The organism is Dietzia sp. 179-F 9C3 NHS, assembly GCF_045369825.1.
GTDB lineage: Bacteria > Actinomycetota > Actinomycetes > Mycobacteriales > Mycobacteriaceae > Dietzia.
Genome location: NZ_JBIQES010000008.1, coordinates 67390 through 90387, shown reverse-complemented (window position 1 = coordinate 90387; position 22998 = coordinate 67390). Strand labels below are relative to the sequence as shown.

Here is a 22998-nt window from a genome sequence, read left to right as displayed (position 1 = left end):
TCCAGCGCGTCCGGCGGCGTTCGCTGTCGGCGTACACGGATCGGCAATGTCCACGCCACCTGCCGCGTTGAACCATGGTGACGGTCCGTGGTGGACTCCGGCGGTGCCGGGCGTCCGAGCGGGCCACTACAGTGGGGAAAACCCGAGGAATGTGAGGTAGCACGATGTTCGAACGGTTTACCGACCGCGCGCGTCGCGTCGTTGTCCTGGCCCAGGAAGAGGCCCGGATGCTCAACCACAACTACATCGGCACCGAGCACATCCTGCTGGGCCTCATCCACGAGGGCGAGGGCGTGGCCGCCAAGGCGCTCGAGTCCCTCGGGATCTCGCTCGAGGCCGTGCGGAGCCAGGTCGAGGAGATCATCGGCCAGGGCCAGCAGGCACCGAGCGGACACATCCCCTTCACACCCCGGGCCAAGAAGGTCCTCGAGCTCAGCCTGCGTGAGGCGCTGCAGCTGGGCCACAACTACATCGGTACCGAGCACATCCTGCTGGGCCTCATCCGCGAGGGTGAGGGTGTGGCCGCCCAGGTGCTGGTCAAGCTGGGAGCGGACCTCACCCGCGTGCGCCAGCAGGTCATCCAGCTCCTCTCGGGGTACCAGGGCAAGGAGGCCGAGGCCGCGGGCGCGCCGTCCGGTGGGGGCGGTCGCGAGTCGGGTACGCCGTCGTCGTCGACCGTGCTCGACCAGTTCGGCCGCAACCTCACGCAGGCCGCCATGGAGGGCAAGCTCGACCCGGTCGTGGGCCGCGCCAAGGAGGTCGAGCGCATCATGCAGGTGCTCTCGCGACGCACCAAGAACAACCCGGTCCTCATCGGTGAGCCCGGCGTGGGCAAGACCGCCGTCGTCGAGGGGCTGGCCCAGGCGATCGTCAACGGCGAGGTGCCGGAGACGCTCAAGGACAAGCAGCTCTACTCGCTGGATCTCGGTTCGCTCGTTGCCGGCTCGCGCTACCGTGGCGACTTCGAGGAGCGCCTCAAGAAGGTGCTCAAGGAGATCAACCAGCGCGGCGACATCATCCTGTTCATCGACGAGATCCACACGCTCGTCGGCGCGGGTGCCGCCGAGGGGGCGATCGACGCCGCGTCGATCCTCAAGCCCAAGCTGGCGCGCGGCGAGCTGCAGACCATCGGCGCCACCACGCTCGAGGAGTACCGCAAGCACATCGAGAAGGACGCCGCCCTCGAGCGCCGCTTCCAGCCGGTGCAGGTCCCCGAGCCGAGCGTCGAGCTGTCCATCGAGATCCTCAAGGGCCTGCGGGACCGCTACGAGGCGCACCACCGCGTCACCATCACCGACGCCGCGCTGGCGGCCGCCGCGCAGCTCGCGGACCGATACATCAACGACCGCTTCCTGCCGGACAAGGCCATCGACCTCATCGACGAGGCCGGCGCCCGCATGCGCATCAAGCGGATGACGGCCCCGCCGGACCTGCGTGAGTTCGATGAGAAGATCGCCGACGCCCGGCGCGAGAAGGAGTCCGCGATCGACGCGCAGGACTTCGAGAAGGCCGCGGGCCTGCGGGATACGGAGAAGAAGCTCATCGCCGAGCGCTCCGAGCGCGAGAAGCAGTGGCGCGCGGGCGACATGGACGTCGCCGCCGTGGTCGACGAGGAGCAGATCGCCGAGGTCCTGGGCAACTGGACCGGCATCCCCGTCTTCAAGCTCACCGAGGAGGAGACCACGCGTCTGCTCCGCATGGAGGACGAGCTGCACAAGCGGATCATCGGCCAGGAGGACGCCATCAAGGCCGTCTCCCGGGCGATCCGCCGCACGCGCGCCGGGCTCAAGGATCCCAAGCGTCCGTCGGGCTCGTTCATCTTCGCCGGCCCGTCCGGCGTGGGTAAGACCGAGCTCTCCAAGGCGCTCGCCAACTTCCTGTTCGGCGAGGACGACGCCCTCATCCAGATCGACATGGGCGAGTTCCACGACCGCTTCACCGCCTCGCGGCTCTTCGGCGCGCCCCCCGGGTACGTCGGCTACGAGGAGGGCGGCCAGCTCACGGAGAAGGTGCGGCGCAAGCCGTTCTCGGTGGTCCTGTTCGACGAGATCGAGAAGGCCCACTCGGAGATCTACAACACGCTGCTCCAGGTGCTCGAGGACGGTCGCCTCACCGACGGCCAGGGGCGCATGGTCGACTTCAAGAACACCGTCCTGATCTTCACCTCGAACCTCGGCACCAAGGACATCTCCAAAGCCGTGGGCATGGGCTTCTCGGGCATCGGCGAGCAGGACGCCGAGGGCCAGTACGAGCGGATGAAGCAGAAGGTCAACGACGAGCTCAAGAAGCACTTCCGGCCGGAGTTCCTCAACCGCATCGACGAGATCGTGGTGTTCCACCAGCTCACGCAGGAGCAGATCGTCCAGATGGTCGACCTGATGGTGGGCCGCGTCCGGTCGGCGCTCGCCGCCAAGGACATGGACATCGAGGTCACGGCCCTGGCCAAGAACCTGCTCGCCAAGCGCGGGTTCGACCCCGTTCTGGGTGCGCGGCCGCTGCGCCGCACCATCCAGCGCGAGATCGAGGACGCCCTGTCGGAGAAGATCCTCTTCGGCGAGGTCGCGGTCGGCGAGCTCGTCACCGTGGACGTCGAGGGCTGGGACGGCGAGTCCGACCAGACCGAGGACGCCAAGTTCACGTTCCGCAGCTCGCCGCGCCCGGAGTCCGAGCGCGAGTCCCGTGAGGGCGAGGAGATCACGGCGAGCGTCGCGCCGACCGGCGAGGCCGGCCCGGGCGATTCGCTCCCGCCGTCCTCGGGCGGCTTCGGAGGCGGCCCCTCGACCGGGCCCGCCGGCGGCGGGGGTGCCGCTCCCGCCACGAGCTGACCGGACACGAGTCGAGCGCAAAGGACGCCCCCCGCCTCGCCGGCGGGGGGCGTCCCCATTTCAGCGCCGCTCTCGGCTCTCTCCCTTACTGCGACCGCGATCCCCGGCCGCCCCCAGCCTCCGCCGCCAGCCCCGCGGCCCACGCACGGGCACGCGCCGGACGAGGGACAGCGCTCCGGGGCGTCTGACGTGATCCACAAAGGGAATGGTCGGGTCGTTCACCGAAGAGACTCGAACCGAACGATTCCACGACGCTGGCGCTGTGCTGCGACGGTCTGAGCCCGGCGGAGGAGGGGCTGACCGAGGACGAGTGCTCCGGCGGGGTCGGTCTCACCGAGCTGCTGGTGGCGCCCGGTTAGTGGGCGGAGCTCGATACCGAACGGAAGCCGCCGTCGAGGATCACCAGGGGATCGGCGGGCTCGTCGTCGAACCAGGCGTCGAGCAAGCGCGCGATCACCAGGACGTGATCGCCGGCGGGCACAAGACGGTCCAGGGCGACCCGAAGGCGGACCCGTCCGCCATGAAGTAGTGGTTCACCGGTTTCGGCACGGGTCCACAGCGCGGTGTCGGCGAACCGCAGATGCGACGGCCCGGCAAAGCGGAGCGCGAGGTGCTCATCCCCTTCGCCGAGCAGATGCACGACAGCGGTGCGGGCCTCCAGGACGGCCGCCAGGCTCGACGAGGAAATCCCCACATTGAAACTGATCAGAGCGGGCTCGGCGGACAGGCTCGAGGGGGACGACGCGGTGAAGCCGACGGGTCCGTCCGAACCGTCCAGAGTGACTATCGTGACGCCGGCGGGATGCGTTCGCATCGCGCGCCGGTGGATTTCCGGGGAGACGGACGGGTGAGTGGTGGACGACGACTGGTGTTCAGGCATGTCGGAAGTCTGCGACCCTCCCGCTACGGATGTCGAGACTTCTGTTCACGGTGCGGGAAAGTGCGTCAGCGGACAGTAGGCCACTACGGTGGTCAGAGGCTGCGCCTCACGATGCCGAGAGTTCCCGAGCCGCGAGCGTTGCCGTGGGATCCGCGGAGATCGCGTCCAGTGCGACAGCCATGGCGGCGAACTGCTGGATGCGCCCTCCTGCCGTCGAGACTCGCAGATCCGGCACGCCTCCTACAGGTCGGGCCTCCCGGGTCGCCTTGATCAGGGCCGACAGGTATCGCGGGTGGTCGGTGAAGGCCTGACCGCACAGGACGACGGCATCAGGCCGGGTGATGGAGGACAACAGGTTCACCAGCCGGCCCAGGACCGTGGCGCGCTCGACGAGGATCGCTTCCGCCACCGCGTCTTTGCGCGCGCGCGTGGCGAGTTCGGCCACCGATCCGACCGTTATCCCGCGGCGGCCCGCGGCCCGGACCACCCCGGAGTCGCCGACCACGTCCAACAGCCCGCCGCCGCGGTCGTCGAGCAGCTCGGTGGGCCCGACCGGCAGATGCGTCAGATCGGGGGAGCCCGACCGCGGTTGGTGGACGGCACCGTCGATCACGAGCGCGGATCCCAGATGCTCGCGCCCGTAGACCACCAGAGTGGTGCCCTCGTGGGTCTCGTGCCCCACCAGGAGTTCGGTCGCGGCCATGGCCTCGACGTGGGGGGCCACCGAGAACGGCACGCCGATCCGGTCGGCGAACAGGTCGGTGATGGGCACGCCCTCCCATCCGAGCAGGTCGTGGTCAATCCGCCCCCCGCCGGCGATCCGGGCGGCGGTGGCGATTCCGCCCCGGGCCAGCCGGCGCTCGCGGTGGCCATCCAGCAGTCGGAACGCAACCGCGGTCAGCTCGTCGGCGATCTGAGCCGGTTCACGGCCCGGAGTGTCGATCGCGTGCTCGGACAGGATGCGGCACGCGAGGTCGCACACCGCCACCACGCTGCGATGTAAGCCGATGTGCACGGCGACGGCCACCGGGCCGGACGGGTCGATCTCCACCGGGACGCTCGGGCGTCCAACCGAACCGTCGTGCATGAGTTCGGGACGTTCCCGGATGACTCCAGCGGCTGTCAGTGCGGAGGTCGCGCGTCCGACGGTCGCCACGGACAGCCCGGTCGTCGCTGCGATCTCGGGTCGGGATATGGGCCCCCGGAACCGGATCGCCCGCATGACCCGAGCTGGGCTGTTGGCGGAGAGGCGCAGGTCGGCCACGGGAAACTGGGAGGGCATGCCGATGACAGTATCACAGAAAATAGACAGATCTGTCTGGTGTTGTTAAGGGTTTCATCCGCGGTGACGGTAACGCTGGGCTATCGCAGCCGGCCGGTTCCACGATGGGGCGGTCCGATACTGGGCCCACCCCGAGGAGGCATCCGTGGTCAGCCAGCCGACCGACCCCACCGCTGTGAACGAGGAGCTGCACTTTCACTGGTTCCTACCCACGTACGGCGATTCGCGAAACCTGGTGGCAGGGGGCCACGGCACCTTCATGTCGGGCGACCGGCCCGCCACCCTGCCGTACCTGCGGCAGATCGTGGCAGCCGCCGAGTACAACGGGTTCGAGTCACTGCTCACGCCGACCGGCGCGTGGTGTGAGGACGCACTGCTGACAACGGCGTTGCTCGCCGAGTCCAGTGAGCGCATCAAGTTCCTCGTGGCGTTGCGGCCCGGTCTGATGAGCCCCACCCTGGCCGCTCAGATGACGACCACCTTCCAGTGGCAGACCCACGGTCGACTGCTGCTCAACGTGGTCACCGGTGGAGAGTCCCGCGAACAGCGTGCCTATGGGGATTTCCTCGACAAGGAAGGCCGTTACGCCCGGGCCGATGAGTTCCTGGAGATCGTGCGCGGGCTGTGGTCCTCGTCGGAGCCACTGTCGTTCACGGGTGATCACCTCGCCGTCGTCGACGCGGTCCTGGGGCGTCGCCCCGACACAGTGCCGTCGATCTTCTTCGGTGGCTCCTCCCCGGCCGGGATCCGGGTGGCCGCCCGTCACGCGGACACCTACCTGACCTGGGGCGAGCCCCCGGCCGACGTCTCGGAGAAACTCGACCGCGTCCGGGTGGCCGCCGCCGCGAACGGCCGGAAGCCGTCCTTCGGCATCCGACTCCACGTGATCTCACGTGACACCTCGGAGCAGGCCTGGGCCGAGGCCGAACGACTCCTGCGGGGCATCGATCCGGCAGACGTCGAGCGCGTGCAGGCGTCCCTGCGTGCCAGTGAGTCGGAGGGGCAGCGCCGGATGCTCGAACTCCACGGGGGTCGGGCCGATTCGCTGGAGATCGCGCCGAACCTCTGGGCCGGCGTCGGACTGGTCCGCGGTGGCGCGGGTACGGCGCTCGTGGGATCGCACGAGGAGGTGGCGGACCGGATCGCCGAGTACGCGCAGCTGGGCCTGAGCCACTTCGTGCTCTCCGGGTACCCCCACCTCGAAGAGGCCTTCACCTTCGGTGAGGGCGTGCTCCCGGAGCTCGAGCGGCGCGGCCTGTGGACCCCGCCGCACGCCACCGGCGGTTCCGGCCAGCGCGGCGGAGCGGTGCCGTTCGCCGGCTCAGGCATCGCTGGCCCGGCCGCCGCGTCGGCCCGCCCGACCCCACACACCCGAGAGCCCGCCCGAGTCGGCGGCTGACCCGCCGGAGAGGAGACCGATCGTGACCACGAGCCTACGTCTGCAGTCCGCCGCGGCACCGTCGCCCGCCCCGTTCGAGTCCCCGGCGGACACCACGGGCGCAGAATCGCGCGCCGACACATCCACGAGCACCCGGCCTGACCCGAGCACGAACGGGTCCCCGCCGCGCGGGGTCGGACCACGGCAGCGACGACGACAACGGAACCGCGTTCTCACCTGGCTGCGGTGGCTGAGCCCGATCCTGCTGATCGTGGTCTGGCAGATCGCCGGCGCCACCGGGATCCTTCCCGAGCGGATCCTGCCGGCGCCGCAGCTCATCGCGGAATCCGCGATCGAACTCCTGCGGTCGGGCGAGCTGGTGGACGCGCTGGCGGTCTCGAGCGTCCGGGTCGCGCAGGGGTTCGCCCTGGGGGCGGTCGCGGGCCTCGTCCTGGGCGTGATCGTGGGGACGTCCCGCTACGCGGACGCGATCCTCGACCCGCCGCTGCAGATGTTGCGCGCACTGCCCCACCTCGGGCTGATCCCGCTGTTCATCCTCTGGTTCGGCATCGGGGAGGCGCCCAAGATACTGCTCATCGCCCTCGGCGTGGTCTTCCCGATCTACCTCAACACCGCCTCGGGCCTGCGTCAGATCGACCCGAAGCTGCGGGACATGGCCACGGTGTTCGGGTTCTCGCGGCGGCAGCGACTCACCGAGGTGATCCTGCCGTCGATCGCCCCGCAGGTCCTGGTGGGGGTCCGGCAGTCGCTGGCCATCGCCTGGCTCACCCTCATCGTCGCCGAGCAGCTCAACGCCACCACGGGCCTGGGCTACCTCATCATGAACGCCCGCGACTACTTCCGGATCGACGTGATCATCGTCGGCCTCGTCGTCTACGCACTGCTCGGAATCCTCACGGACGCACTCGTCCGCGTCGCCGAGGCCCGCGCGTTGCGCCACTACCGCTGACCCTCCAGACCCAGGAGCACGAACATGACCACGACACTCGCGCCCGCGGGGGCCCTGCGGGGCCTCACCAAGAGCTTCGGGGACACCACCGTCCTCGACGGGCTGGACCTGGAGATCCCCCGCGGGGACATCGTCGCCCTGCTCGGGCGAAGCGGGAGCGGAAAGTCCACGGCGCTGCGCATCCTCGCCGGCCTGGACCGCGACTACGACGGGCAGGTGCTCATCGACGGCGCCCCGTCGGTTGTCTTCCAGGACGCACGGCTGCTGCCCTGGCGGACCGTCGCGGCGAACGTCCTGCACGGGCTCAACCGCGTGACGGTGGACCGGGGCGAGAAGGCCTCCAGGGTGTCGCGCATCCTCGACGAGGTCGGGCTCGGCGGCCGCGGGGACGCCTACCCCGGGCAGCTGTCCGGCGGGCAGGCGCAGCGGACGTCGCTGGCCCGCGCCCTCGTCGCCGAGCCGGAACTCCTGCTCCTCGACGAGCCCTTCGGCGCACTCGACGCGTTGACCCGCCGCACCATGCACAGATTGTTGCTGCGGTTGTGGGAGCACCACGGGTTCGGCGTTCTGCTGGTGACGCACGACGTCGACGAGGCCGTCGCCCTGGCCGACAGGGTCCACGTCCTGGACGGCGGGTCGGTCGCGCACACCGAGACGATCGACGACCCGCGCGGACGGGGAGCCACTGCTCACCACCGCCGTTCACTCCTCGACGCACTGGGCGTCGAGCACACAGAAGAGGACTACTCGATATGACCGTCATCTCCGGGACCCGGGGCCGTTCCGGCCTCCTCGTCGGGGTGTTCGCCCTGATCACGGCCGCCCTGCTGCTGGTGTCGGGGTGCGCGACCCGGGAATCCGAGGCCGCGGCGCCCGAGCCTGAGCGCGTGGACCTCGCCGACCTCTCGGACCTCGTGCTCAAGGTGGGGGACCAGAAGGGCGGCACCGAGGCGATCCTCACCGCCGCCGGGCAGCTCGAGGACCTGCCGTACGAGATCGAGTTCTCCACGTTCACCTCGGGGCCGCCGCAGGTCGAGGCCCTCAACGCGGGCCAGATCGACGTGGCGGTGACCGGTAACACCCCGCCGGTGTTCGGGGCGGCCGCCGGTGCCCGGGTGTCGATCGTCTCCGCGTACGCCAACGGCGGGGAGGGGGACCAGATCCTGGTCCGCCCGGACTCCGACGTCGGGTCGGTCGCCGATCTCGCGGGCCGCAAGGTGCTGGTCGCCAAGGGCACCTCCGCCCACGGCCACCTGCTGCTGCAGCTGCGGAAGGCGGGGGTGGACCCGGAGTCGGTAGAGCTGGTCTTCCTCCAGCCCGCCGAGGCGGGGTCGGCCTTCGCGCGCGGCGACGCCGACGCGTGGGCGATCTGGGACCCGTACACGGCGATCGCGCAGACGACCTCCGAGACGCGGACCCTGACAACCGCGGCCGAGGCCTCGAACGGGTTCTGGTTCGGTCTCGCCTCGCATGACGCGCTCGCCGATCCGCGTCGGCAGACGGCGATCGCGGACTTCCTCGTGCGTCTCGCGGAGGCGGGGACGTGGACCGCGGAGAACCCGGAGGAGTGGGCGCGGTTCTACGGCGAGGCCGTGGATCTGACGCCGGAGGCGGCGCAGCTGTCGCAGAGCCGCAGTACCCGCCGGCCGGTGGCGCTGGCCGACACGATCGCGCGAGAACAGGAACTCGCCGACGTGTTTACCGAGGACGGTCAGATCGAGTCGGTCGATGTCGCGGAACTCGCCGACGACCGGTTCGCGGAGGACCTGGCACCCGTGGTGGGCCCACTGCCCTGAACTGAGGCGAGCTGACCAGGTCAGGCGGCGATCCGGTCCCAGAGGGTCGCGATCGCCGCCCAGCCGACCACGCCGGCGGTGGAGTAGAGCAGCGCCCAGAGAACACACCCCACGGTCACCGCCGGCAGGTAGCGACGTAGCGGCATGACGGTGAAGCCTGCGCTGAAATTGATCGCGGTCTGGATGCCGAACGTCAGGAACGACAGCGGCACTGCGACCACGCCGAAGCGAGCATAGAGCCGCTGGGCGCGCTTCATGGTGGGCCCGTCGAGGCGACGGGTCAGCCTGTCGCTGAGCCGAGCTCCGGTCAGCGCGCCCCGGCCCAGCCAATACGTGGCGTTGGCCCGCAGCATCACGATCAGGAACAGGGTGCCGAAGGCCGGTGCGAACGGCAGTTCGGCGATCCGGTCCATGGGCGGGCAGCGATGCGGGGTCCGGTCAGGTCACGTCAGGTCTGGTCAGCCGGCGGGCTTGACGTCCATGACCACGTCGAACTCCAGCAGGCTCGCGCCGCCGGCGACAGGCTTGCCGTGCTGACCTGCGTGGGCCGCGCGGGCGTCGCCGTCGCGCCACGCCTCGAACGACGCGTCGTCCTCCCAGGTGGTCACCACGAAGTAGCGGGTCTCCCCGCCGGTCGGGCGCAGCAGCTGGAACCCGAGGAACCCCGGGGAGTTCTCGACGGTGTGCGCGCGCTCGGAGAACCGGCGCTCGAGCTCGGCGCCGGCCTGCGGCGGAACGTTGAGGGCGTTGATCTTCACGACGGCCATAAGGCAAGCCTACGCTTATCGATCGTGGGGCGGGATCTGGCCCTGGGTACATGCCGGTGAGGCACGCGAGAAGCGGTAGAAGTATTTGGTCACGTAGAGCTCGTCGACGAGCGTGGTCATCATCAACACCAGGTCAGGTCCGTCGGTGAACATCACGTTGTCCATGTCGAGGTCACTGTCGGAGTACTTGCTCACCCAGGTGCCATCCACCAGTCGCTCCATGCGGAGGTATGGGGCCACGCTGCTGACGATGCGTCCGTCCTGGTCCTCGATCGAGTCGATCAGGACGCCCTGCTCCTTCTCGGCGGAGGTCCAGGGGACCTTGGCGCCGCCCCGCATCGAGAAGTGGATCTCGCCGGCGGAGTTGGTGATCTCGAGCGTTTCGCCTCCGGCGGAGGAGAAGGATTCGGGGATGTAGAGCGAACGGTCGCGAAAGATGATCGCGTAGCTGCCCGAGCGGTGTCCGGCGTCCTGTTCAGAAAAGCCGGTCAATTCCCACCGGCCGAGCAGTGCTGTCGGGTCAGTCGTCTGGGGTGCGGGCATAGCCGAGTTCTCTCAGTGGGGGTCGGGTCAGGGGGTCAGCGCGGCGCGTAGCTCCATGGAGTTGTGATCGTTGAAGCGCCAGGCCTCGGCTTCGTCGCCGAGGTGGTAGGTCACGGTCGCAGTCCTCGCCTCGAGATCGCACTGGATGATCGCGGCAAGGGGTTCGCCCGGTTGGTCGTCTTGGTTGTCGAGCCAAGTGTTTTGGACGACGCCACGCAGAATTCGGGCAGTTCTAGGGTGTATGTCCCCGCGAATATCGCTTCGTTCAGGGCCGTATGCCGCCACAAGCATCTTGATGGTATTTGCTTCGTAGAAGAGGATCATGGCTGCGTCGTCAGCAGGTTCTTCGGCAAGAAAGTATTGGTCGTTGGTGAGCTTGTCGACGAGCGCAGCGGTGGTCTCGACATCGACGGTCAGCGTGATCGGCATCGTCCCCTCGATTCCTCCCTGCTCTCCCGGCAATTTGTTCGTTGCCTCGTCGAATCGGTGAGCCTTCATGGCGAACGCATCTGGCGATGTCTAAACTAGGCAGAAACTAGTGCTGAGTCGCCATCTGCTATTTCTGCATCGAGGAGGCCCTAGTTATGATCGCGCTTATTCGGTACGCGCTTCAGGCGGATTGATTGAGGCCGGGCGCAGCTTTTCGCGAATCACGGAGATGTCGATAGCGTCCACGTCCCACTTGAGCGCGTCGCTACCGGTCAAGTAATGTGCAGTAAGTACCGCATCGCCGTAGGCGTAGACGAATATTTCAGCAAACGGGAATTCTGGCACGGTCCCGATGTTGTTTCGCCAAATATCCTGAAATGCTTCGCTAGCCTCCTCTCGTGTCTTGATCTTAAGGTTCGCATTGATGCTAGATTCCCCAGCTCGGTAAAGGGAGCTCACCGTGGACACTACGGAATTAGCGTGATAGTTGAGAATGGAGTACCCCTCGAAGGGGCCTTTTCTGGTGGCATTCGGATCCGTCCACACCGCTCGAGAAAGGTCCATTCGCTGTTGGTCGGAGCTTGGAAAGCTGTAGATCATTTATCCTGTCCCATAGTTTCTCTTATAGTCCTGGACGTCGGTATTGATGAACTTCAGCGCTCGGTCGGGTTCGAACTCTATATTACCGTCGGAGTCAGTTCCTACGAATTCTATTGCGACTGCACGTGGTCTGATATCGGGCTCGTCAAAGGTAAACTTGATCTCTCCTTCTACGGTGCCGTGTCCCTGTGCTGGTCGACCGCCGGCAGCCCGTCGGGCGTCTGCGCGGCATCGGCTCCGCTGTCGGCGGCGACCACGTCGGAGTCACCGGTCGCTTCGCCGGGCGTTGCCTCGCCGGCGTCCGTGGTCGCGTCACCGGCGTCTCCCGAATTGGTAGCTTCCCCGGTGTCGGGCGTGACGGACTCGCCGCCGGGTGTCGGGTCGGCGCCGTCGGAGGTGCCCGGGTCGCCGGAGCCGGTGTCACCGGAGGTGCCCTGGCCACCTGTGGAGGTGGAGCCCTTGACAGGCGACGACGACGAGGTTCCCCCCGCCGATCCGCCGGCGCCTCCCGAGGCCGCGGACATCGCGGAGACGGGGGGAGCGGCTGCGACCCCGCCGTGGTCCTGAGCGAACTGCTCGCCGCCGGAGGCGGCGTTTCGGGGGCTCCGGGCGAGACGGGTACGGCGTCCTCGAGCTAGTCGAGCCCCGGGAGCAGTGGACTCAGCTGGACCGCACCGCGGTCCGCGCCGCCGCGGCAGCGGCCTGGGCCGCCTCGGTGACCGCGGTCGCGAGCGAGGCGAGCGAGCTGCGCCGCAGCGCATCGGCGTCGAACTCGGTGGAGATCACCACCCCTGCGGAGTTCACGGTCACGTGGACAAGGTGGACCCGGCCCCACGCGTCCGCGGTGACCGCGGCCACCGCCGACTGGGCGTCCTTGGCCACCTCGAGGAACTCCTCGAGCTGGGCGGTCATCGCCTCGGTGGTGGGCCCGGAGTCGTCGCCGCGCAGGAAGTCCCAGTCCCGGGTCGGCTGACCGGTGGTCTGACCCCGGTCGGGCAGGGCCTCCCGCGGGTCGTCGTCCGCAGCGGGGCCGAACGCGTCCCAGTTGGATCCGCTCATCGCGTCTCTCCCGTCCCCGCGAGGCACAGTCCCCGGCCCCAGGACAGCCGGGAGACGGGGATGTCGCGGTCGATACTCCAGGTGTAGAGGGACTCGGCGTCGTCGTATCCGGCGTCCACGCACGCGGCCAGCGCGCCCGAGAAGACGTCGGGGACCACGGAGCCGTCCTCGACCACACCCACGACGCGAGCGGCCCCGGGGTCTGTGCACTCGGCGCGCCGCGCCGAGTCGCCGTCGACCACCACGCAGTCGCCGGGGACCACGGTGTTGACCGAGAGTGCGGAGTCCACTCCGACGGGGCCCACGCACAGGGTCCGGACGTGGGGTTCGGTCGAGGCGACCGTGGCGGTGGCGCCGTCGACCCCGAGGCAGGCCGTCGGGTCGGCGTCGGCGGGGCGCTCTCCAAGGACCACGTGCACGGCGGCGTCGTCGTCGCACCCCACCACGCGGGGCTCGCCGGGGCCGTCGGCGACGCGCCGCGCGCGGCGGCCGGTGGAGACGGCGCCGTCGGACTCCTCCGCGGCCTCGAGGCAGTCACCGACCTCCGGCGCCCCGGAACCCCGGACGGCGTTCACGGCGGCCACCCCGCCCACCACGATCCCGCCCAGGACCACCACGGCGGCCACACCGAGCGCAGCGATGCGGGATCCGCCAGGGCGACCCGGCCGGGCCTGGCCGTCCGTGCCCCCGGCGTCACCGGGCAAGGGGGGCGGGGTGGTCACGGGGCTGCCTGCGCGGGTTCGAGGCACACGGCCTTCTCGTGGTCGAAGTCCTCCTGCTCGTCCAGCCCCCAGGAGAAGGCCTCGGTGGCCTGGGGCACGCCGGCGTCCTCGCAGTCCTCGATCTTGTCGATGAAGCGGTTCGTGAGGTCCCGGGCGCCGCCGCGGAGCACGGCCAGGACGCGCATCGCGCCGGGCTCGGCGCAGTGGGCGCGGCGCGGGTTGTCGTCGCTGCCGTCCACGTCCTCGGGATCGTCGCCGTCGCGCACCAGGCACTCACCGGGGGCGATGGTGTTGATCGAGGACGCGGTGTCCACCCCGACGGGGCCGAGGCACATCACCGGGCCGTCAACGCCCTCGGCCTGCAGCTCGGAGGTGGCGCCGGGGAAGTCGGTGCACAGGACCTCGCGCTCGTCGTCGGGGGTCCCGCTCTGGTCGGGGCGCTCGCCGAGGACCGTGAACTGGGCCTCGGGCGAGGAGCAGTCCACCTCGACCGGCTCGGGCGAGCCGCCCCCGCCGCCGCGGCCGCGCCGCGAGAAGGAGGACGACTCCTCGATGGTGATGCACTCCGTCGTCGCGGAACCGCCCGGGTCGCCCCCGTCGGCCGCGGTGTCGGAGGAGTCGGACGAATCGCGGCTGAGGAGGTAGTAGCCGCCGACCACCAGGATCAGCACCACGACGAGCGCCGCGGGCACGAGCCAGGCGGGACGACCGGAGCCGGAGCCGGTGTCGTCAGGGCCGGACGGGCTGCCGGGGCCGGGAGCGTTCACGGGCCTCATTCCTTCCGGATCCGGTCGGCGATCTCGACCATCGACGTCGCCGCGGGATCCACGGCGTCCGCGTCGGCGTCGATCGTCGCCATTTGGCGCAGTCGTGGGTCGAGCGGGTCCCTTCGCGTTCAGCAGCAGATGTGCGGCACCGGGGGTTCCGTGCACAGCCGGGCCGGCCCCGCCGGCCACTGCGAGGATCCCGCACGTGCCGAGGACCCGGGCGCTGGTCCTGTCGGCTTACACCAGAGAGGACAGCACCGCCGTCAGCGGCAGACCCGCCCCGATGAGCGCCACCGCGAGCGGCGAGACCACCGAGGCGCCGCCGGCGCGCTACTTCCATAGCGTCGCGACGGTCGCAAGGAAGCCGAGGAGGAACACGACGTACCCGGTGCGGCGGGCCGAGATCGGGGACCACGAATTGTCGTCGCGACGGAGTGTGGCCACCGCGTCGATCACGTCGTCGCGCCACGTCCGGTCCTCCGGCTCCGGCTCGAGCTCCGGGCGTTCCGTGGCCCGTGACTCGACCAGCGCGACGAGGCCGGGCACGAGTGCTCCCACCAGAATGTCCGCGGGGAGTCCGAGGTCGATCTGGGTGTCTCCGCCGACCACGGAGACGCGACACAACGCCGCACTCCCGGTCGGCTCCGTGGTCTGAGCAGTCACTAACGTCAACCCCCGCTTTTCCGTTGCGTGACAGCGTGGTCCATCGTTCCCCGGGACACGGTACCGTCGTGACGTCCTGGACGGTCTGGGGCGGTTCCCCCCGCGCCGACCCCGTTCGGTGATCGAGTTGAGGGCTCAACGACGGTGACAACGGAAGCGTTCGTCCGCAGGCCGCGACTGGCACCACCTCGCATTCCCGGTGGAGAGGTCCTGTCCCGCTGGGCCGAGCCTGCGCAACATCGTCGAGTCGATCGTGGCCACCACGACGCCGGAGGAGGCGAAGAGCCTGCTGGTGGACTACCGGCGCTCGCTGCTCGGGGTGGTACCTCAGGACCATCTGGCCGGATACATCTCGTCCGCCAAGTCCGCGCCGGCACTCATTCCGTACTTCCAGAGCCGGTTGCCGGGCGACGATGTGACGGCGGAACAGTTGGCCACCCGCTCGTGGTGGACAGGTCCGGAGATCTATGTCGTGGTGGGCGACCACGACCTGGTCGCCCCCACGGCCGGCGCCGACCCGCTCTCCGATCTGCACCAGTTCCTCCCGGAGGCCCGGGCCGTGGGGCTGCACATGGTCCTGACCCAACGGATGGGCGGAGTGAGCCGGGCGATGTTCAGCGGCACCATCGCCAAGCTCCGCGAACTGTCGGTGGACATGCTGGTGATGTCCGGCTCGACCGACGAGGACACCATCGTGGGCAAGCTCAAGCCGAACCCGCTGCCGCCGGGCCGCGGCCCGCTCGTCTCGCGGGACTCCGGGACGCAGATGATCCGGGTGTGTTCGGTGCCGTCGGTGGTGTCGGCGGCGCCCGACGAGGACTGATCCGCCCGGCCGTCGCCTCACCCGGTACCCACCTCACCCGGGCAAGCTGTATCGGTCGCCGACGCGCACCACGAGCCCGTCGACCACCAACGACGCCAGGGCGCGGTCGCGCTGGACGTCGTCGGGCCACACCGCGTCGAGTCGGGCTCGGGTGGCGGTGCCGTCGCCGTCGCGCAGCACGTCGAGAAGCAGGCCGCGCACCTGCCGGTCGGTGCCGGCGTACGTCTGGGCTCGGCGTCGTGGCCCGTCCCACGCGGGCCTGCCGGCGGCCACCCAGGCGCAGGACGCGGTGAGGGGACACTCGTGGCACCGCGGCACCCGGGCCGTGCACACCAGCGCCCCGAGCTCCATGAGCGCCACGGAGAAGTCCACGGCCCGCGCGCGGTCGTCGGGGAGCAGCGCGGCGACGGAGTCGAGGTCGCGGCGGGAGGACGGGGGGCCGGCCTCGGCGATTCCGCGCACGGCGCGCGCCACGACGCGCCGCACGTTGGTGTCCACGACGGGCACGGGCTCGCCGTGGGCGAAGCAGGCCACGGCCCGCGCGGTGTAGTCGCCGACGCCCGGCAGGGCGAGCAGGGCGTCGACGTCGGCGGGGACCTCGCCGCCGTGGATCTCGACGACGACCCGCGCGCACTCCTGGAGCCGGAGCGCGCGCCGGGGGTAGCCGAGCTTGCCCCACATCCGGATGACCTCCGCCGTCGGGGCGGCAGCCAGCTCGGCCGGCCCGGGCCACCGCTTGAGCCACGCCTGCCACACGGGTTCGACCCGGGCCACGGGTGTCTGCTGGCTCATCACCTCGCAGAGCAGGATCTCCCATGCTGTGGTGCCCTCGGAGCGCCACGGTAGCGCGCGCCCGGCCCCGGCGTACCAACCCAGGAGAGCATCGACATCGACCACGGGTGCACAATACGAGGTATGCCTCATACCGACCCCAAGAAGGCCTGGGCCTCCCTGCGCGAGGGCAACCGTCGCTTCGTGTCCGGGAACATGCGTCATCCCAGCCAGAACACCGAGCGACGGGAGAAGCTCGTCGCGGCGCAGCACCCCAAGGCGGTGCTGTTCGGCTGCTCGGACTCGCGGGTCGCGGCCGAGATCATCTTTGACCAGGGGCTCGGCGACCTCTTCGTCATCCGCACCGCCGGCCACATCATCGACACCGCCGTGCTCGGTTCGATCGAGTACGCCGCGCTCGTCCTGGAGACGCCGCTCATCGTGGTGCTGGGACACGACAGCTGCGGCGCGGTCGGGGCGGCCGTCGACGCACTCCGCACGGGCGAGATCCCGCCGGGCTTCCTCCGGGAGATCGTCGAGAAGGTGTCGCCGTCGATCCTCAACGGCCGTCGCGAGGGCCTCAAGAACATCGACGACTACGAGGCGCGCCACGTCCTGGAGACCGGCGAACTGCTCGACCAGCGCTCCAAGATCATCCACGACCGGATCAAGGCCGGGAAGCTCGCGATCGTGGGCGTCACCTACAAGCTCTCCGACGGCCGCGCGTACCTGCGCAGCGTGGTGGGCGACGTCGAGGACACCCCGCACGGCCCCGGCGAGGAGATGGTCGCGGTCTGCTGACCGGCGAGTCTGGGGGACACGCCGCGCCGCGGGGCCGGTGGAGACGGGGCCGGCCCTAGAGTTGGCCCCGTGTACGAACCCCAGGGCCCCCTTCCCCGCGAGGTCTACGTGCGTCGACGCGCGGCGGCCGCCGTCGCGGCCGTCGTCGCCGTGATCGCCGTGGTGCTGGCCCTCGTCCTGGCCTCCCGCGACGGCGGCACGGACACCCAGGACGCGGCGGGCGGCGGGGCCGACCCGGCCGCCGCCGAGACCACCACCTCGGAGACCACGACCACCGAGGAGACCAAGCCCCGCGACGGCGGCGCCTCGCGCGGCCGGTGCGCAGACGAGGACCTGCGGCTCGAGGTGTGGCCCGCCGAGCCCAACGTGCCCGCCGGCGAGGAGGTCCGCTTCTTCGTCAACGTCGTCAACACCTCCGACACGACGTGCGAGCGCGACCTGGCCAAGGACCCGCTGCTGTTCGAGGTGTTCCGCCTGGACACCAACGCCAAGGTGTGGTCGAGCATCGACTGCACGACGCCGCGCGGCGAGGACGTGGTGGAGCTGCAGCCGCGGGAGCCGGGACAGCGCCAGATCGACTGGTCGGGCCGCCGGTCCGCGGTCAACGCCTGCGAGGAGGCCGACCGCACGCCCGTCGAGGTGGGCTCGTACCAGGTATACGCGCTGGTCGGGGACGTCTTCAGTCCCGCCGCCACCTTCAACGTGGTCGAGGGCGACTGACGCCCGCGGGTGCCGGACCCGGTTCGTCTAGCGTCCGGCCCGCCCGCCCCCGCTCCCGAGCCCGGTGAGCCACTGGCTGACGTGCCGCGACCACAGGGCGCCCACGCCCTCGACGTCGGCGAAGTCGGACTGGTCCGCGGCCAGCAACGCCGGCACGGAACCGAAGCGTTCCACGAGCGTGGCGACCTGCGCGGGCCGCAGGCGGGGGATGTGCGCGAGCAGTCGGTGCCCGCGTGCCACCACGTGCTCGTCGAGGTCCTCCGGCTCGGCCGGCAGCCCCAGGACCCGGGCGACGGGCCCGGGGACGAGAAGGTCGGCGTCGGCGAGCGCCGCGAGCCGCTCGAGCGCGGCCGACACCTCCGCGGGGGTGGGGGCTGGGTGGGCTCCGGGCTCGGTGCCCGGCTGCGCGCCCGGCTGGGCGGGCGGGGCGACGACGAGGTGGTCGGCGACCAGCCCGCGGAGCTCGTCCGGGGTGTCCGCGAGGAGCTCCTCGAGCTGCAGCGCGGTCTGCCGGCCGTGCTCGCCCATCTCCTCCGCGAGCTCGGCCAGCTCGGCGCCCATCCGCTCCAGCCGCAGCAGGCGCTGGGCGAGCGTCACGACGTCGCGGACCGAGGCGTAGCCGCCGATCTCCGCGCGATCGAGGCGGGCGCGGGCGAGGTCGGTGCGGGCACCGTGCCGCTCCATGGTGGCCACGGCCTGGTCCGCCCGCGCGAGGAGCACCACGGGGTCGGCGAGCATGTGGGCCAGGCCGCCCGCGTACACGGTCACCGACGTCATGGACGCCGAGACGGCCACCGTCGGGACCCCGGTGTGCAGCGCGGTCCGCTCGGCCGCGCGGTGGCGCGTTCCCGTCTCGACGGCCGGCAGCGTCGGGTCGGGGACCAGGTGGACGTTGGCGCGCTGGATCCGCCGGCCGTCCGTGGACAGGACCACGGCCCCGTCCATCTTGCTCAGCTCGCGCAGTCGCGCCGGGGTGAACCCGACGTCGAGCGCCATGCCGCCGTCGCAGATGGCGTCGACCCGCGGGTCGTTGCCGAGGACGAGAAGGCCGCCGGTCCCGCTGCGGCGGATGCGGTCGAGCGCGTCGCGCAGCGGCGTCCCCGGCGCGAGGCGCCGCAGGACGGCGCGCATCTCGGCCTGCCCCGGGCCGTCGGCGCCGCGCCCGGCGAAGGGGGACGTGTCAGTGCCCCTCGGCCGGCGCCGCGGTCTCGGCCGGGCGGGTGTACTCGCCGGACTCGGGAGTCCCGGCCACGACGCCCACCGGGATCTCGAGCTCGTCGCCGTTGGAGAAGGTCAGGGTGGCGGGCACCGAGTTGCTCACCACGAGGTCGTCCGCCGACGGCAGGGTCGCCGAGCCGTGGGTGACGCAGAAGGACTCGTCCTCGGGGACCTCCGGGGCCTCGTCCTCGAGGGAGGCGATGAAGGTGCAGCCGCGCTCGAGCGGCTCGTCGCCCTCGATCTGGACCTGCTGGCCGTCGACCTCGACGCGCTCGATGGAGAGGGGCTCACCGAAACCGGAGCCGGTGAAGGCGACGGCGAAGCCGACCTTGGCCTCGCCGCCGTTCTCGGGGAGCTCGACCCGGAAGTTGTTGACGTGGACGTCCCCGACGGTGCCGTAGCCGCCGTCGACGGCCGCGACCTGGTTCGCCGTCTGCGAGATCTGACCGCCGCCGCAGGCGGACACACCGAGGGCGGCGCCCACGGCCAGGACGACGAGCGCGCTGCGGCGCAGGCCGGTGTTGGGTGAAGTCACGTCAGGCTCCTCGGGGATGATCGTTCTCAGGCCGGTCTCATCCTAGTCCACGAGGGTGCGTCCCCGGTGCCCGAGGGCGACGCCGGAACCACCCGTCTGTTCCCCGGTTGCGCCCGTCCTCACCTGCCACGACCTCGCGCACGGTGCTGACCTGCATAAACGGAAAGCCGCTGAACTGAGGGCGTGCTAAGATGGGCCGAGTCGAAAGGGGAAAGCCACTCATGGAGTTCAAGGTCGGCGACACCGTCGTCTACCCGCACCACGGCGCTGCGGTCATCCAGGCGATCGAGATGCGGACGGTCAAGGGCACCGAGAAGGAATACCTCGTCCTCAAGGTCTCGCAGGGCGATCTCACGGTCCGGGTCCCGGCCGAGAACGCCGAGTACGTCGGCGTGCGCGACGTGGTCGACGAGGCGGGCCTGGACAAGGTCTTCGAGGTTCTCCGGACCGCCCACGTGGAGGAGCCCACCAACTGGTCGCGCCGCTACAAGGCCAACGGCGAGAAGCTGGCCTCGGGCGACGTCAACAAGGTCGCGGAGGTCGTCCGTGACCTGTGGCGCCGCGACCTCGACCGCGGCCTCTCCGCGGGTGAGAAGCGCATGCTGGCCAAGGCCCGTCAGGTGCTCGTGGGAGAGCTCGCGCTCGCAGAGCGTGCCGACGAGGCCCACGCTGACCAGCTGCTCGACGAGGTCCTGGCCTCCGCCGCGCCGGCCTGACGGTCCGCGGCCGAGTGACGCGTCACGACATCGGCGGCCACCCCGCCCCCAGGGGCCGGGTGGCCGCCGTCGTTCCCGCCGCCGGGTCCGGCACGCGCCTCGGCGCGGGGATGCCCAAGGCCTTCGTCGCCCTCGAGGGGCGGACGATGCTCGAGCGGGCCGTGGCCGGCCTGCTCGCCTCGGGGGTGGTCGACGACGTGGTGGCCGTGGTCCCCGACGACCGCGTGGACGAGGCCGAGCGGCTACTGCGGCCGCTGGGTGGCGACGACCACCTCGTCGTCGTCACCACCGGCGGAGCCGAGCGCACCGACTCCGTCCGCAACGGCCTCGCCGCGCTGGGCCGCGCCGGGGGGAGGGGAGACGGTGGCGCCTACGCCGCCCTGCTCGTCCACGACGCAGCGCGCTGCCTCACCCCCGCCGGACCGATCCGGCGCGTGGTGGACGCGGTCCGCGCCGGGGAGCGCGCGGTGGTCCCCGTACTGCCGGTCGTGGACACCGTCAAGGAGGTCGACGGCGAGGGCTACGTCACCGGCACCCCGGATCGCGCCGCGCTGCGTGCCGTCCAGACCCCGCAGGGCTTCGACCCCGCGACCCTGCTCGCCGCCTACGACGCGGGCGGCGACGTGGCCACCGACGACGCCGGGCTCGTCGAGCGGATCGGCGTGCGCGTGGCCACCGTCCCCGGCGACGCGTTGGCCTTCAAGATCACCACCGCCGCCGACCGCGAGCGCGCCGTCGCCGAGCTCTCGACCCGGACCACGACCAAGGAGCCCCGATGAGCCAGCCCGTCATCCCCCGCGTGGGGATCGGCACCGACGCCCACCAGGTCGAGGAGGGCAAGCCGTGCATGATGGCGTGCCTGCACTTCCCCGACACCGACGGCTGCGAGGGGCATTCCGACGGCGACGTGGTGGCCCACGCCCTCGTCGACGCGCTGCTCTCCGCGGCCGGGCTCGGTGACCTCGGGACCCTGGTCGGCACGGGGCGCAAGGAGTACGACGACGTCTCCGGCGAGCGCCTGCTCCGCGAGGCCTGCGCGGCGCTCGCCGAGCACGGTTGGACGATCGGCAACGCCGCCGTGCAGATGGTCGGCAACCGGCCCAAGATGGGGCCCCGCCGGGTCGAGGCGGAGCAGACCCTCTCGGCGATCATCGGCGCCCCGGTCTCGGTGAGCGCCACCACCACCGACGGCATGGGGTTCACCGGGCGCGGCGAGGGCGTGTCCGCCGTGGCGACGGCGCTGGTCTACCGGGGCTGACGGGCCGGGTCGGGCCGCGCTGGCCGGGGGGCCGGGCCGGTAGACTCGGGCCCCGTGACGCTCCATCTGTACGACACCGCCACCCGAAGCCTCCGGGAGTTCACCCCCGTCCGCGAGGGCCACGCGTCCGTCTACCTGTGTGGAGCGACCCCGCAATCGGTGCCGCACATCGGCCACCTGCGCTCCGGCGTGGCCTTTGACGTGCTGCGCCGCTGGCTCGTGGCCACGGGCTACGACGTGGCCTTTGTCCGCAACGTCACGGACATCGACGACAAGATCCTCACCAAGGCCGCCGAGCACGGCCGTCCCTGGTGGGAGTGGGTGGCCACGCACGAGCGCGAGTTCACCCGCGCCTACGACGTGCTGGGCGTGCTGCCGCCGTCCACCGAGCCGCGCGCGACCGGGCACGTCACGCAGATGATCGACTACATGGAGCGGCTCGTCGGGAACGGTTTCGCCTACGCCGCCGAGGGTTCGGTGTACTTCGATGTGGGCGCGTGGTCGGCCTCCCCGGAGGGTGACTACGGCAGCCTGTCCGGGCACCGGCTCGAGGAGGTGGACCAGGGCGAGGGCGTCTCGCGCGGCAAGCGCGACGCCCGCGATTTCGCACTGTGGAAGGCCGCCAAGCCCGGCGAGCCCAGCTGGCCCACCCCGTGGGGCGACGGCCGGCCCGGCTGGCACCTCGAGTGCTCGGCCATGGCCACCTGGTACCTCGGCGGGACCTTCGACATCCACGCCGGCGGCCTGGACCTGCAGTTCCCGCACCACGAGAACGAGATGGCCCAGTCGCACGCCGCCGGCGACGGGTTCGCCCGCTACTGGATGCACAACGGCTGGGTCACCATGAGCGGCGAGAAGATGAGCAAGTCGCTCGGCAACGTACTCAGCGTGCCCAACGTGCTCGCGCAGGTCCGCGCCGTGGAGCTGCGTTACTACCTCGGTAGCGCGCACTACCGCTCGATGCTCGAGTACTCGCCCGAGGCGCTGCAGGAGGCGGCCGCCGGGTACCGGCGGATCGAGGCGTTCGTGCGGCGCGTCGCCGAGGCGGTGGGCCCCGACGGCGTGCCGGTCGGGGAGTGGACCGACGGGTTCGCCGCCGCGATGGACGACGACCTCGGCGTGCCGGCCGCCCTGGCGGAGATCCACGGCATCGTGCGGGCCGGCAACACCGCGCTCTCGGCGGGCGATCACGACGCGGCGCTGGCCGCGGCGTCGGCCGTCCGTGCGATGACCGCCGTGCTGGGCGTGGACCCGCTCGATCCGCACTGGGCGGCGGACGGCGGCGGGGACGACGCGGCGATGACCGCGCTCGACGCACTCGTGCGGGCCGAACTCGACGCCCGTAGTGCCGCCCGCGCGGCCAAGGACTTCGCCACCGCCGACGCCATCCGCGACCGCCTGGTCGCGGCGGGTATCGAGGTGGCCGACACCGCGGACGGCCAGAAGTGGTCGCTCGCCCACCGAGAGGACTGACC

At 70.9% G+C, this 22998-nt stretch carries 27 protein-coding genes; 12 read left to right on the top strand and 15 right to left on the bottom strand.

All coding sequences use genetic code 11. From position 1 onward, the window contains the following. Nucleotides 1–164: 164 nt before the first annotated feature. The gene (locus ACH0BZ_RS11280; protein WP_406898435.1) at nt 165–2825 is read left to right on the top strand and encodes an ATP-dependent Clp protease ATP-binding subunit; all 2661 of its coding nucleotides are present in this window, start codon (nt 165–167) and stop codon (nt 2823–2825) included. A gap of 355 nt (nt 2826–3180) precedes the next feature. Here the strand turns inward: ACH0BZ_RS11280 and ACH0BZ_RS11275 are convergent, their stop codons facing one another. Together ACH0BZ_RS11275 and ACH0BZ_RS11270 are read right to left on the bottom strand one after the other, a co-directional pair. After that, a complete protein-coding gene (locus ACH0BZ_RS11275) occupies nt 3181–3705 on the bottom strand; it encodes a flavin reductase family protein (protein ID WP_406898433.1) in 525 nt (174 codons plus the stop codon). Between the two features lie 106 nt (nt 3706–3811). Beyond that, a complete protein-coding gene (locus ACH0BZ_RS11270; RefSeq protein ID WP_406898432.1) occupies nt 3812–4987 on the bottom strand; it encodes an ROK family protein in 1176 nt (391 codons plus the stop codon). A gap of 145 nt (nt 4988–5132) precedes the next feature. Between ACH0BZ_RS11270 and ACH0BZ_RS11265 the strand changes: the two genes are divergently transcribed. The 4 genes from ACH0BZ_RS11265 (at nt 5133) to ACH0BZ_RS11250 (ending at nt 9131) form a co-directional block, all read left to right on the top strand. Continuing rightward, nucleotides 5133–6386, top strand: a complete 1254-nt coding sequence (locus tag ACH0BZ_RS11265) for an LLM class flavin-dependent oxidoreductase (RefSeq protein ID WP_406898431.1) — start codon at nt 5133–5135, stop codon at nt 6384–6386. A gap of 220 nt (nt 6387–6606) precedes the next feature. Next, nucleotides 6607–7335: an ABC transporter permease gene (locus tag ACH0BZ_RS11260; protein ID WP_406898583.1), complete on the top strand. Its 729-nt coding sequence runs from the start codon at nt 6607–6609 to the stop codon at nt 7333–7335. Between the two features lie 24 nt (nt 7336–7359). Then, nucleotides 7360–8091: an ABC transporter ATP-binding protein gene (locus ACH0BZ_RS11255; RefSeq protein ID WP_406898430.1), complete on the top strand. Its 732-nt coding sequence runs from the start codon at nt 7360–7362 to the stop codon at nt 8089–8091. Further along, nucleotides 8088–9131 carry an ABC transporter substrate-binding protein gene (locus ACH0BZ_RS11250; RefSeq protein ID WP_406898428.1) on the top strand — a complete coding sequence of 348 codons (1044 nt, stop codon included), beginning with the start codon at nt 8088–8090 and terminating at the stop codon, nt 9129–9131. Before ACH0BZ_RS11255 ends, ACH0BZ_RS11250 begins: the two co-directional genes overlap by 4 nt. 20 nt (nt 9132–9151) lie before the next feature. Here the strand turns inward: ACH0BZ_RS11250 and ACH0BZ_RS11245 are convergent, their stop codons facing one another. From ACH0BZ_RS11245 to ACH0BZ_RS11200, 10 genes are all read right to left on the bottom strand, one after another. Beyond that, nucleotides 9152–9544: a DedA family protein gene (locus ACH0BZ_RS11245; RefSeq protein ID WP_406898426.1), complete on the bottom strand. Its 393-nt coding sequence runs from the start codon at nt 9542–9544 to the stop codon at nt 9152–9154. A gap of 45 nt (nt 9545–9589) precedes the next feature. After that, nucleotides 9590–9898 carry an antibiotic biosynthesis monooxygenase gene (locus ACH0BZ_RS11240; RefSeq protein ID WP_070721913.1) on the bottom strand — a complete coding sequence of 103 codons (309 nt, stop codon included), beginning with the start codon at nt 9896–9898 and terminating at the stop codon, nt 9590–9592. A gap of 15 nt (nt 9899–9913) precedes the next feature. After that, nucleotides 9914–10441, bottom strand: a complete 528-nt coding sequence (locus ACH0BZ_RS11235; RefSeq protein ID WP_406898425.1) for a hypothetical protein — start codon at nt 10439–10441, stop codon at nt 9914–9916. 27 nt (nt 10442–10468) lie between these two features. Next, the gene (locus tag ACH0BZ_RS11230; protein WP_406898424.1) at nt 10469–10870 is read right to left on the bottom strand and encodes a hypothetical protein; all 402 of its coding nucleotides are present in this window, start codon (nt 10868–10870) and stop codon (nt 10469–10471) included. Between the two features lie 165 nt (nt 10871–11035). Continuing rightward, a complete protein-coding gene (locus ACH0BZ_RS11225; RefSeq protein WP_406898423.1) occupies nt 11036–11470 on the bottom strand; it encodes a hypothetical protein in 435 nt (144 codons plus the stop codon). A gap of 170 nt (nt 11471–11640) precedes the next feature. Further along, complete coding sequence (locus tag ACH0BZ_RS11220) at nt 11641–11994, bottom strand: hypothetical protein (protein ID WP_406898421.1); 354 nt, start codon at nt 11992–11994, stop codon at nt 11641–11643. 136 nt (nt 11995–12130) lie between these two features. After that, the gene (locus ACH0BZ_RS11215; RefSeq protein ID WP_406898419.1) at nt 12131–12529 is read right to left on the bottom strand and encodes a YbaB/EbfC family nucleoid-associated protein; all 399 of its coding nucleotides are present in this window, start codon (nt 12527–12529) and stop codon (nt 12131–12133) included. Then, the gene (locus ACH0BZ_RS11210) at nt 12526–13251 is read right to left on the bottom strand and encodes a hypothetical protein (RefSeq protein WP_406898418.1); all 726 of its coding nucleotides are present in this window, start codon (nt 13249–13251) and stop codon (nt 12526–12528) included. The genes ACH0BZ_RS11215 and ACH0BZ_RS11210 overlap by 4 nt, the downstream gene beginning before the upstream one ends. Continuing rightward, nucleotides 13248–14018, bottom strand: coding sequence for a hypothetical protein (locus tag ACH0BZ_RS11205; RefSeq protein ID WP_406898417.1), 771 nt, complete (start codon nt 14016–14018; stop codon nt 13248–13250). Before ACH0BZ_RS11205 ends, ACH0BZ_RS11210 begins: the two co-directional genes overlap by 4 nt. A 330-nt stretch (nt 14019–14348) precedes the next feature. Further along, complete coding sequence (locus tag ACH0BZ_RS11200) at nt 14349–14681, bottom strand: EsaB/YukD family protein (protein ID WP_406898415.1); 333 nt, start codon at nt 14679–14681, stop codon at nt 14349–14351. 253 nt (nt 14682–14934) lie between these two features. Between ACH0BZ_RS11200 and ACH0BZ_RS11195 the strand changes: the two genes are divergently transcribed. Further along, on the top strand, nt 14935–15504 hold the full coding sequence (locus ACH0BZ_RS11195) for a hypothetical protein (protein ID WP_406898414.1): 570 nt from the start codon (nt 14935–14937) through the stop codon (nt 15502–15504). A gap of 33 nt (nt 15505–15537) precedes the next feature. On the opposite strand, the gene ACH0BZ_RS11190 is transcribed toward ACH0BZ_RS11195, so the two are convergent. Beyond that, nucleotides 15538–16428: an A/G-specific adenine glycosylase gene (locus ACH0BZ_RS11190; protein WP_406898412.1), complete on the bottom strand. Its 891-nt coding sequence runs from the start codon at nt 16426–16428 to the stop codon at nt 15538–15540. Between ACH0BZ_RS11190 and ACH0BZ_RS11185 the strand changes: the two genes are divergently transcribed. Further along, the gene (locus tag ACH0BZ_RS11185; RefSeq protein ID WP_406898410.1) at nt 16420–17076 is read left to right on the top strand and encodes a carbonic anhydrase; all 657 of its coding nucleotides are present in this window, start codon (nt 16420–16422) and stop codon (nt 17074–17076) included. The genes ACH0BZ_RS11190 and ACH0BZ_RS11185 overlap by 9 nt on opposite strands. Before the next feature lie 69 nt (nt 17077–17145). Then, on the top strand, nt 17146–17796 hold the full coding sequence (locus tag ACH0BZ_RS11180) for a hypothetical protein (protein WP_406898408.1): 651 nt from the start codon (nt 17146–17148) through the stop codon (nt 17794–17796). A gap of 27 nt (nt 17797–17823) precedes the next feature. On the opposite strand, the gene disA is transcribed toward ACH0BZ_RS11180, so the two are convergent. Then, complete coding sequence (gene disA, locus ACH0BZ_RS11175) at nt 17824–18927, bottom strand: DNA integrity scanning diadenylate cyclase DisA (RefSeq protein ID WP_406898407.1); 1104 nt, start codon at nt 18925–18927, stop codon at nt 17824–17826. Nucleotides 18928–18976: 49 nt separating this feature from the next. Next, nucleotides 18977–19549 (bottom strand): hypothetical protein, encoded by a 573-nt coding sequence (locus tag ACH0BZ_RS11170; protein ID WP_406898405.1) that lies wholly within the window; start codon nt 19547–19549, stop codon nt 18977–18979. 221 nt (nt 19550–19770) lie between these two features. On the opposite strand from ACH0BZ_RS11170, the gene ACH0BZ_RS11165 reads away from it, so the two are divergent. From ACH0BZ_RS11165 to cysS, 4 genes are read left to right on the top strand one after another with little or no spacing between them, the layout of a single operon-like run. Beyond that, nucleotides 19771–20265, top strand: a complete 495-nt coding sequence (locus ACH0BZ_RS11165; protein ID WP_406898404.1) for a CarD family transcriptional regulator — start codon at nt 19771–19773, stop codon at nt 20263–20265. Nucleotides 20266–20279: 14 nt separating this feature from the next. Next, the gene (gene ispD, locus ACH0BZ_RS11160) at nt 20280–21044 is read left to right on the top strand and encodes a 2-C-methyl-D-erythritol 4-phosphate cytidylyltransferase (protein ID WP_406898402.1); all 765 of its coding nucleotides are present in this window, start codon (nt 20280–20282) and stop codon (nt 21042–21044) included. Beyond that, nucleotides 21041–21523 (top strand): 2-C-methyl-D-erythritol 2,4-cyclodiphosphate synthase, encoded by a 483-nt coding sequence (gene ispF / locus ACH0BZ_RS11155; RefSeq protein ID WP_406898400.1) that lies wholly within the window; start codon nt 21041–21043, stop codon nt 21521–21523. Before ispD ends, ispF begins: the two co-directional genes overlap by 4 nt. 54 nt (nt 21524–21577) lie before the next feature. Continuing rightward, nucleotides 21578–22996: a cysteine--tRNA ligase gene (gene cysS / locus ACH0BZ_RS11150; RefSeq protein ID WP_406898399.1), complete on the top strand. Its 1419-nt coding sequence runs from the start codon at nt 21578–21580 to the stop codon at nt 22994–22996. Nucleotides 22997–22998 lie beyond the last annotated feature (2 nt).

Bases quoted from the DNA above. Each gene is read 5' to 3' on its own strand.
- ACH0BZ_RS11270 (WP_406898432.1), bottom strand. From the start codon at position 4,987: ATGCCCTCCCAGTTTCCCGTGGCCGACCTGCGCCTCTCCGCCAACAGC.
- ACH0BZ_RS11165 (WP_406898404.1), top strand. From the start codon at position 19,771: ATGGAGTTCAAGGTCGGCGACACCGTCGTCTACCCGCACCACGGCGCT.
- ACH0BZ_RS11185 (WP_406898410.1), top strand. From the start codon at position 16,420: ATGCCTCATACCGACCCCAAGAAGGCCTGGGCCTCCCTGCGCGAGGGC.
- ACH0BZ_RS11245 (WP_406898426.1), bottom strand. From the start codon at position 9,544: ATGGACCGGATCGCCGAACTGCCGTTCGCACCGGCCTTCGGCACCCTG.
- ACH0BZ_RS11255 (WP_406898430.1), top strand. From the start codon at position 7,360: ATGACCACGACACTCGCGCCCGCGGGGGCCCTGCGGGGCCTCACCAAG.
- ACH0BZ_RS11240 (WP_070721913.1), bottom strand. From the start codon at position 9,898: ATGGCCGTCGTGAAGATCAACGCCCTCAACGTTCCGCCGCAGGCCGGC.
- ACH0BZ_RS11215 (WP_406898419.1), bottom strand. From the start codon at position 12,529: ATGAGCGGATCCAACTGGGACGCGTTCGGCCCCGCTGCGGACGACGAC.
- ACH0BZ_RS11280 (WP_406898435.1), top strand. From the start codon at position 165: ATGTTCGAACGGTTTACCGACCGCGCGCGTCGCGTCGTTGTCCTGGCC.
- ACH0BZ_RS11275 (WP_406898433.1), bottom strand. From the start codon at position 3,705: ATGCCTGAACACCAGTCGTCGTCCACCACTCACCCGTCCGTCTCCCCG.
- ispF (WP_406898400.1), top strand. From the start codon at position 21,041: ATGAGCCAGCCCGTCATCCCCCGCGTGGGGATCGGCACCGACGCCCAC.
- ACH0BZ_RS11190 (WP_406898412.1), bottom strand. From the start codon at position 16,428: ATGAGGCATACCTCGTATTGTGCACCCGTGGTCGATGTCGATGCTCTC.
- disA (WP_406898407.1), bottom strand. From the start codon at position 18,927: ATGCGCGCCGTCCTGCGGCGCCTCGCGCCGGGGACGCCGCTGCGCGAC.
- ACH0BZ_RS11235 (WP_406898425.1), bottom strand. From the start codon at position 10,441: ATGCCCGCACCCCAGACGACTGACCCGACAGCACTGCTCGGCCGGTGG.
- ACH0BZ_RS11220 (WP_406898421.1), bottom strand. From the start codon at position 11,994: ATGTCCGCGGCCTCGGGAGGCGCCGGCGGATCGGCGGGGGGAACCTCG.
- ACH0BZ_RS11250 (WP_406898428.1), top strand. From the start codon at position 8,088: ATGACCGTCATCTCCGGGACCCGGGGCCGTTCCGGCCTCCTCGTCGGG.
- ACH0BZ_RS11230 (WP_406898424.1), bottom strand. From the start codon at position 10,870: ATGCCGATCACGCTGACCGTCGATGTCGAGACCACCGCTGCGCTCGTC.
- ACH0BZ_RS11225 (WP_406898423.1), bottom strand. From the start codon at position 11,470: ATGATCTACAGCTTTCCAAGCTCCGACCAACAGCGAATGGACCTTTCT.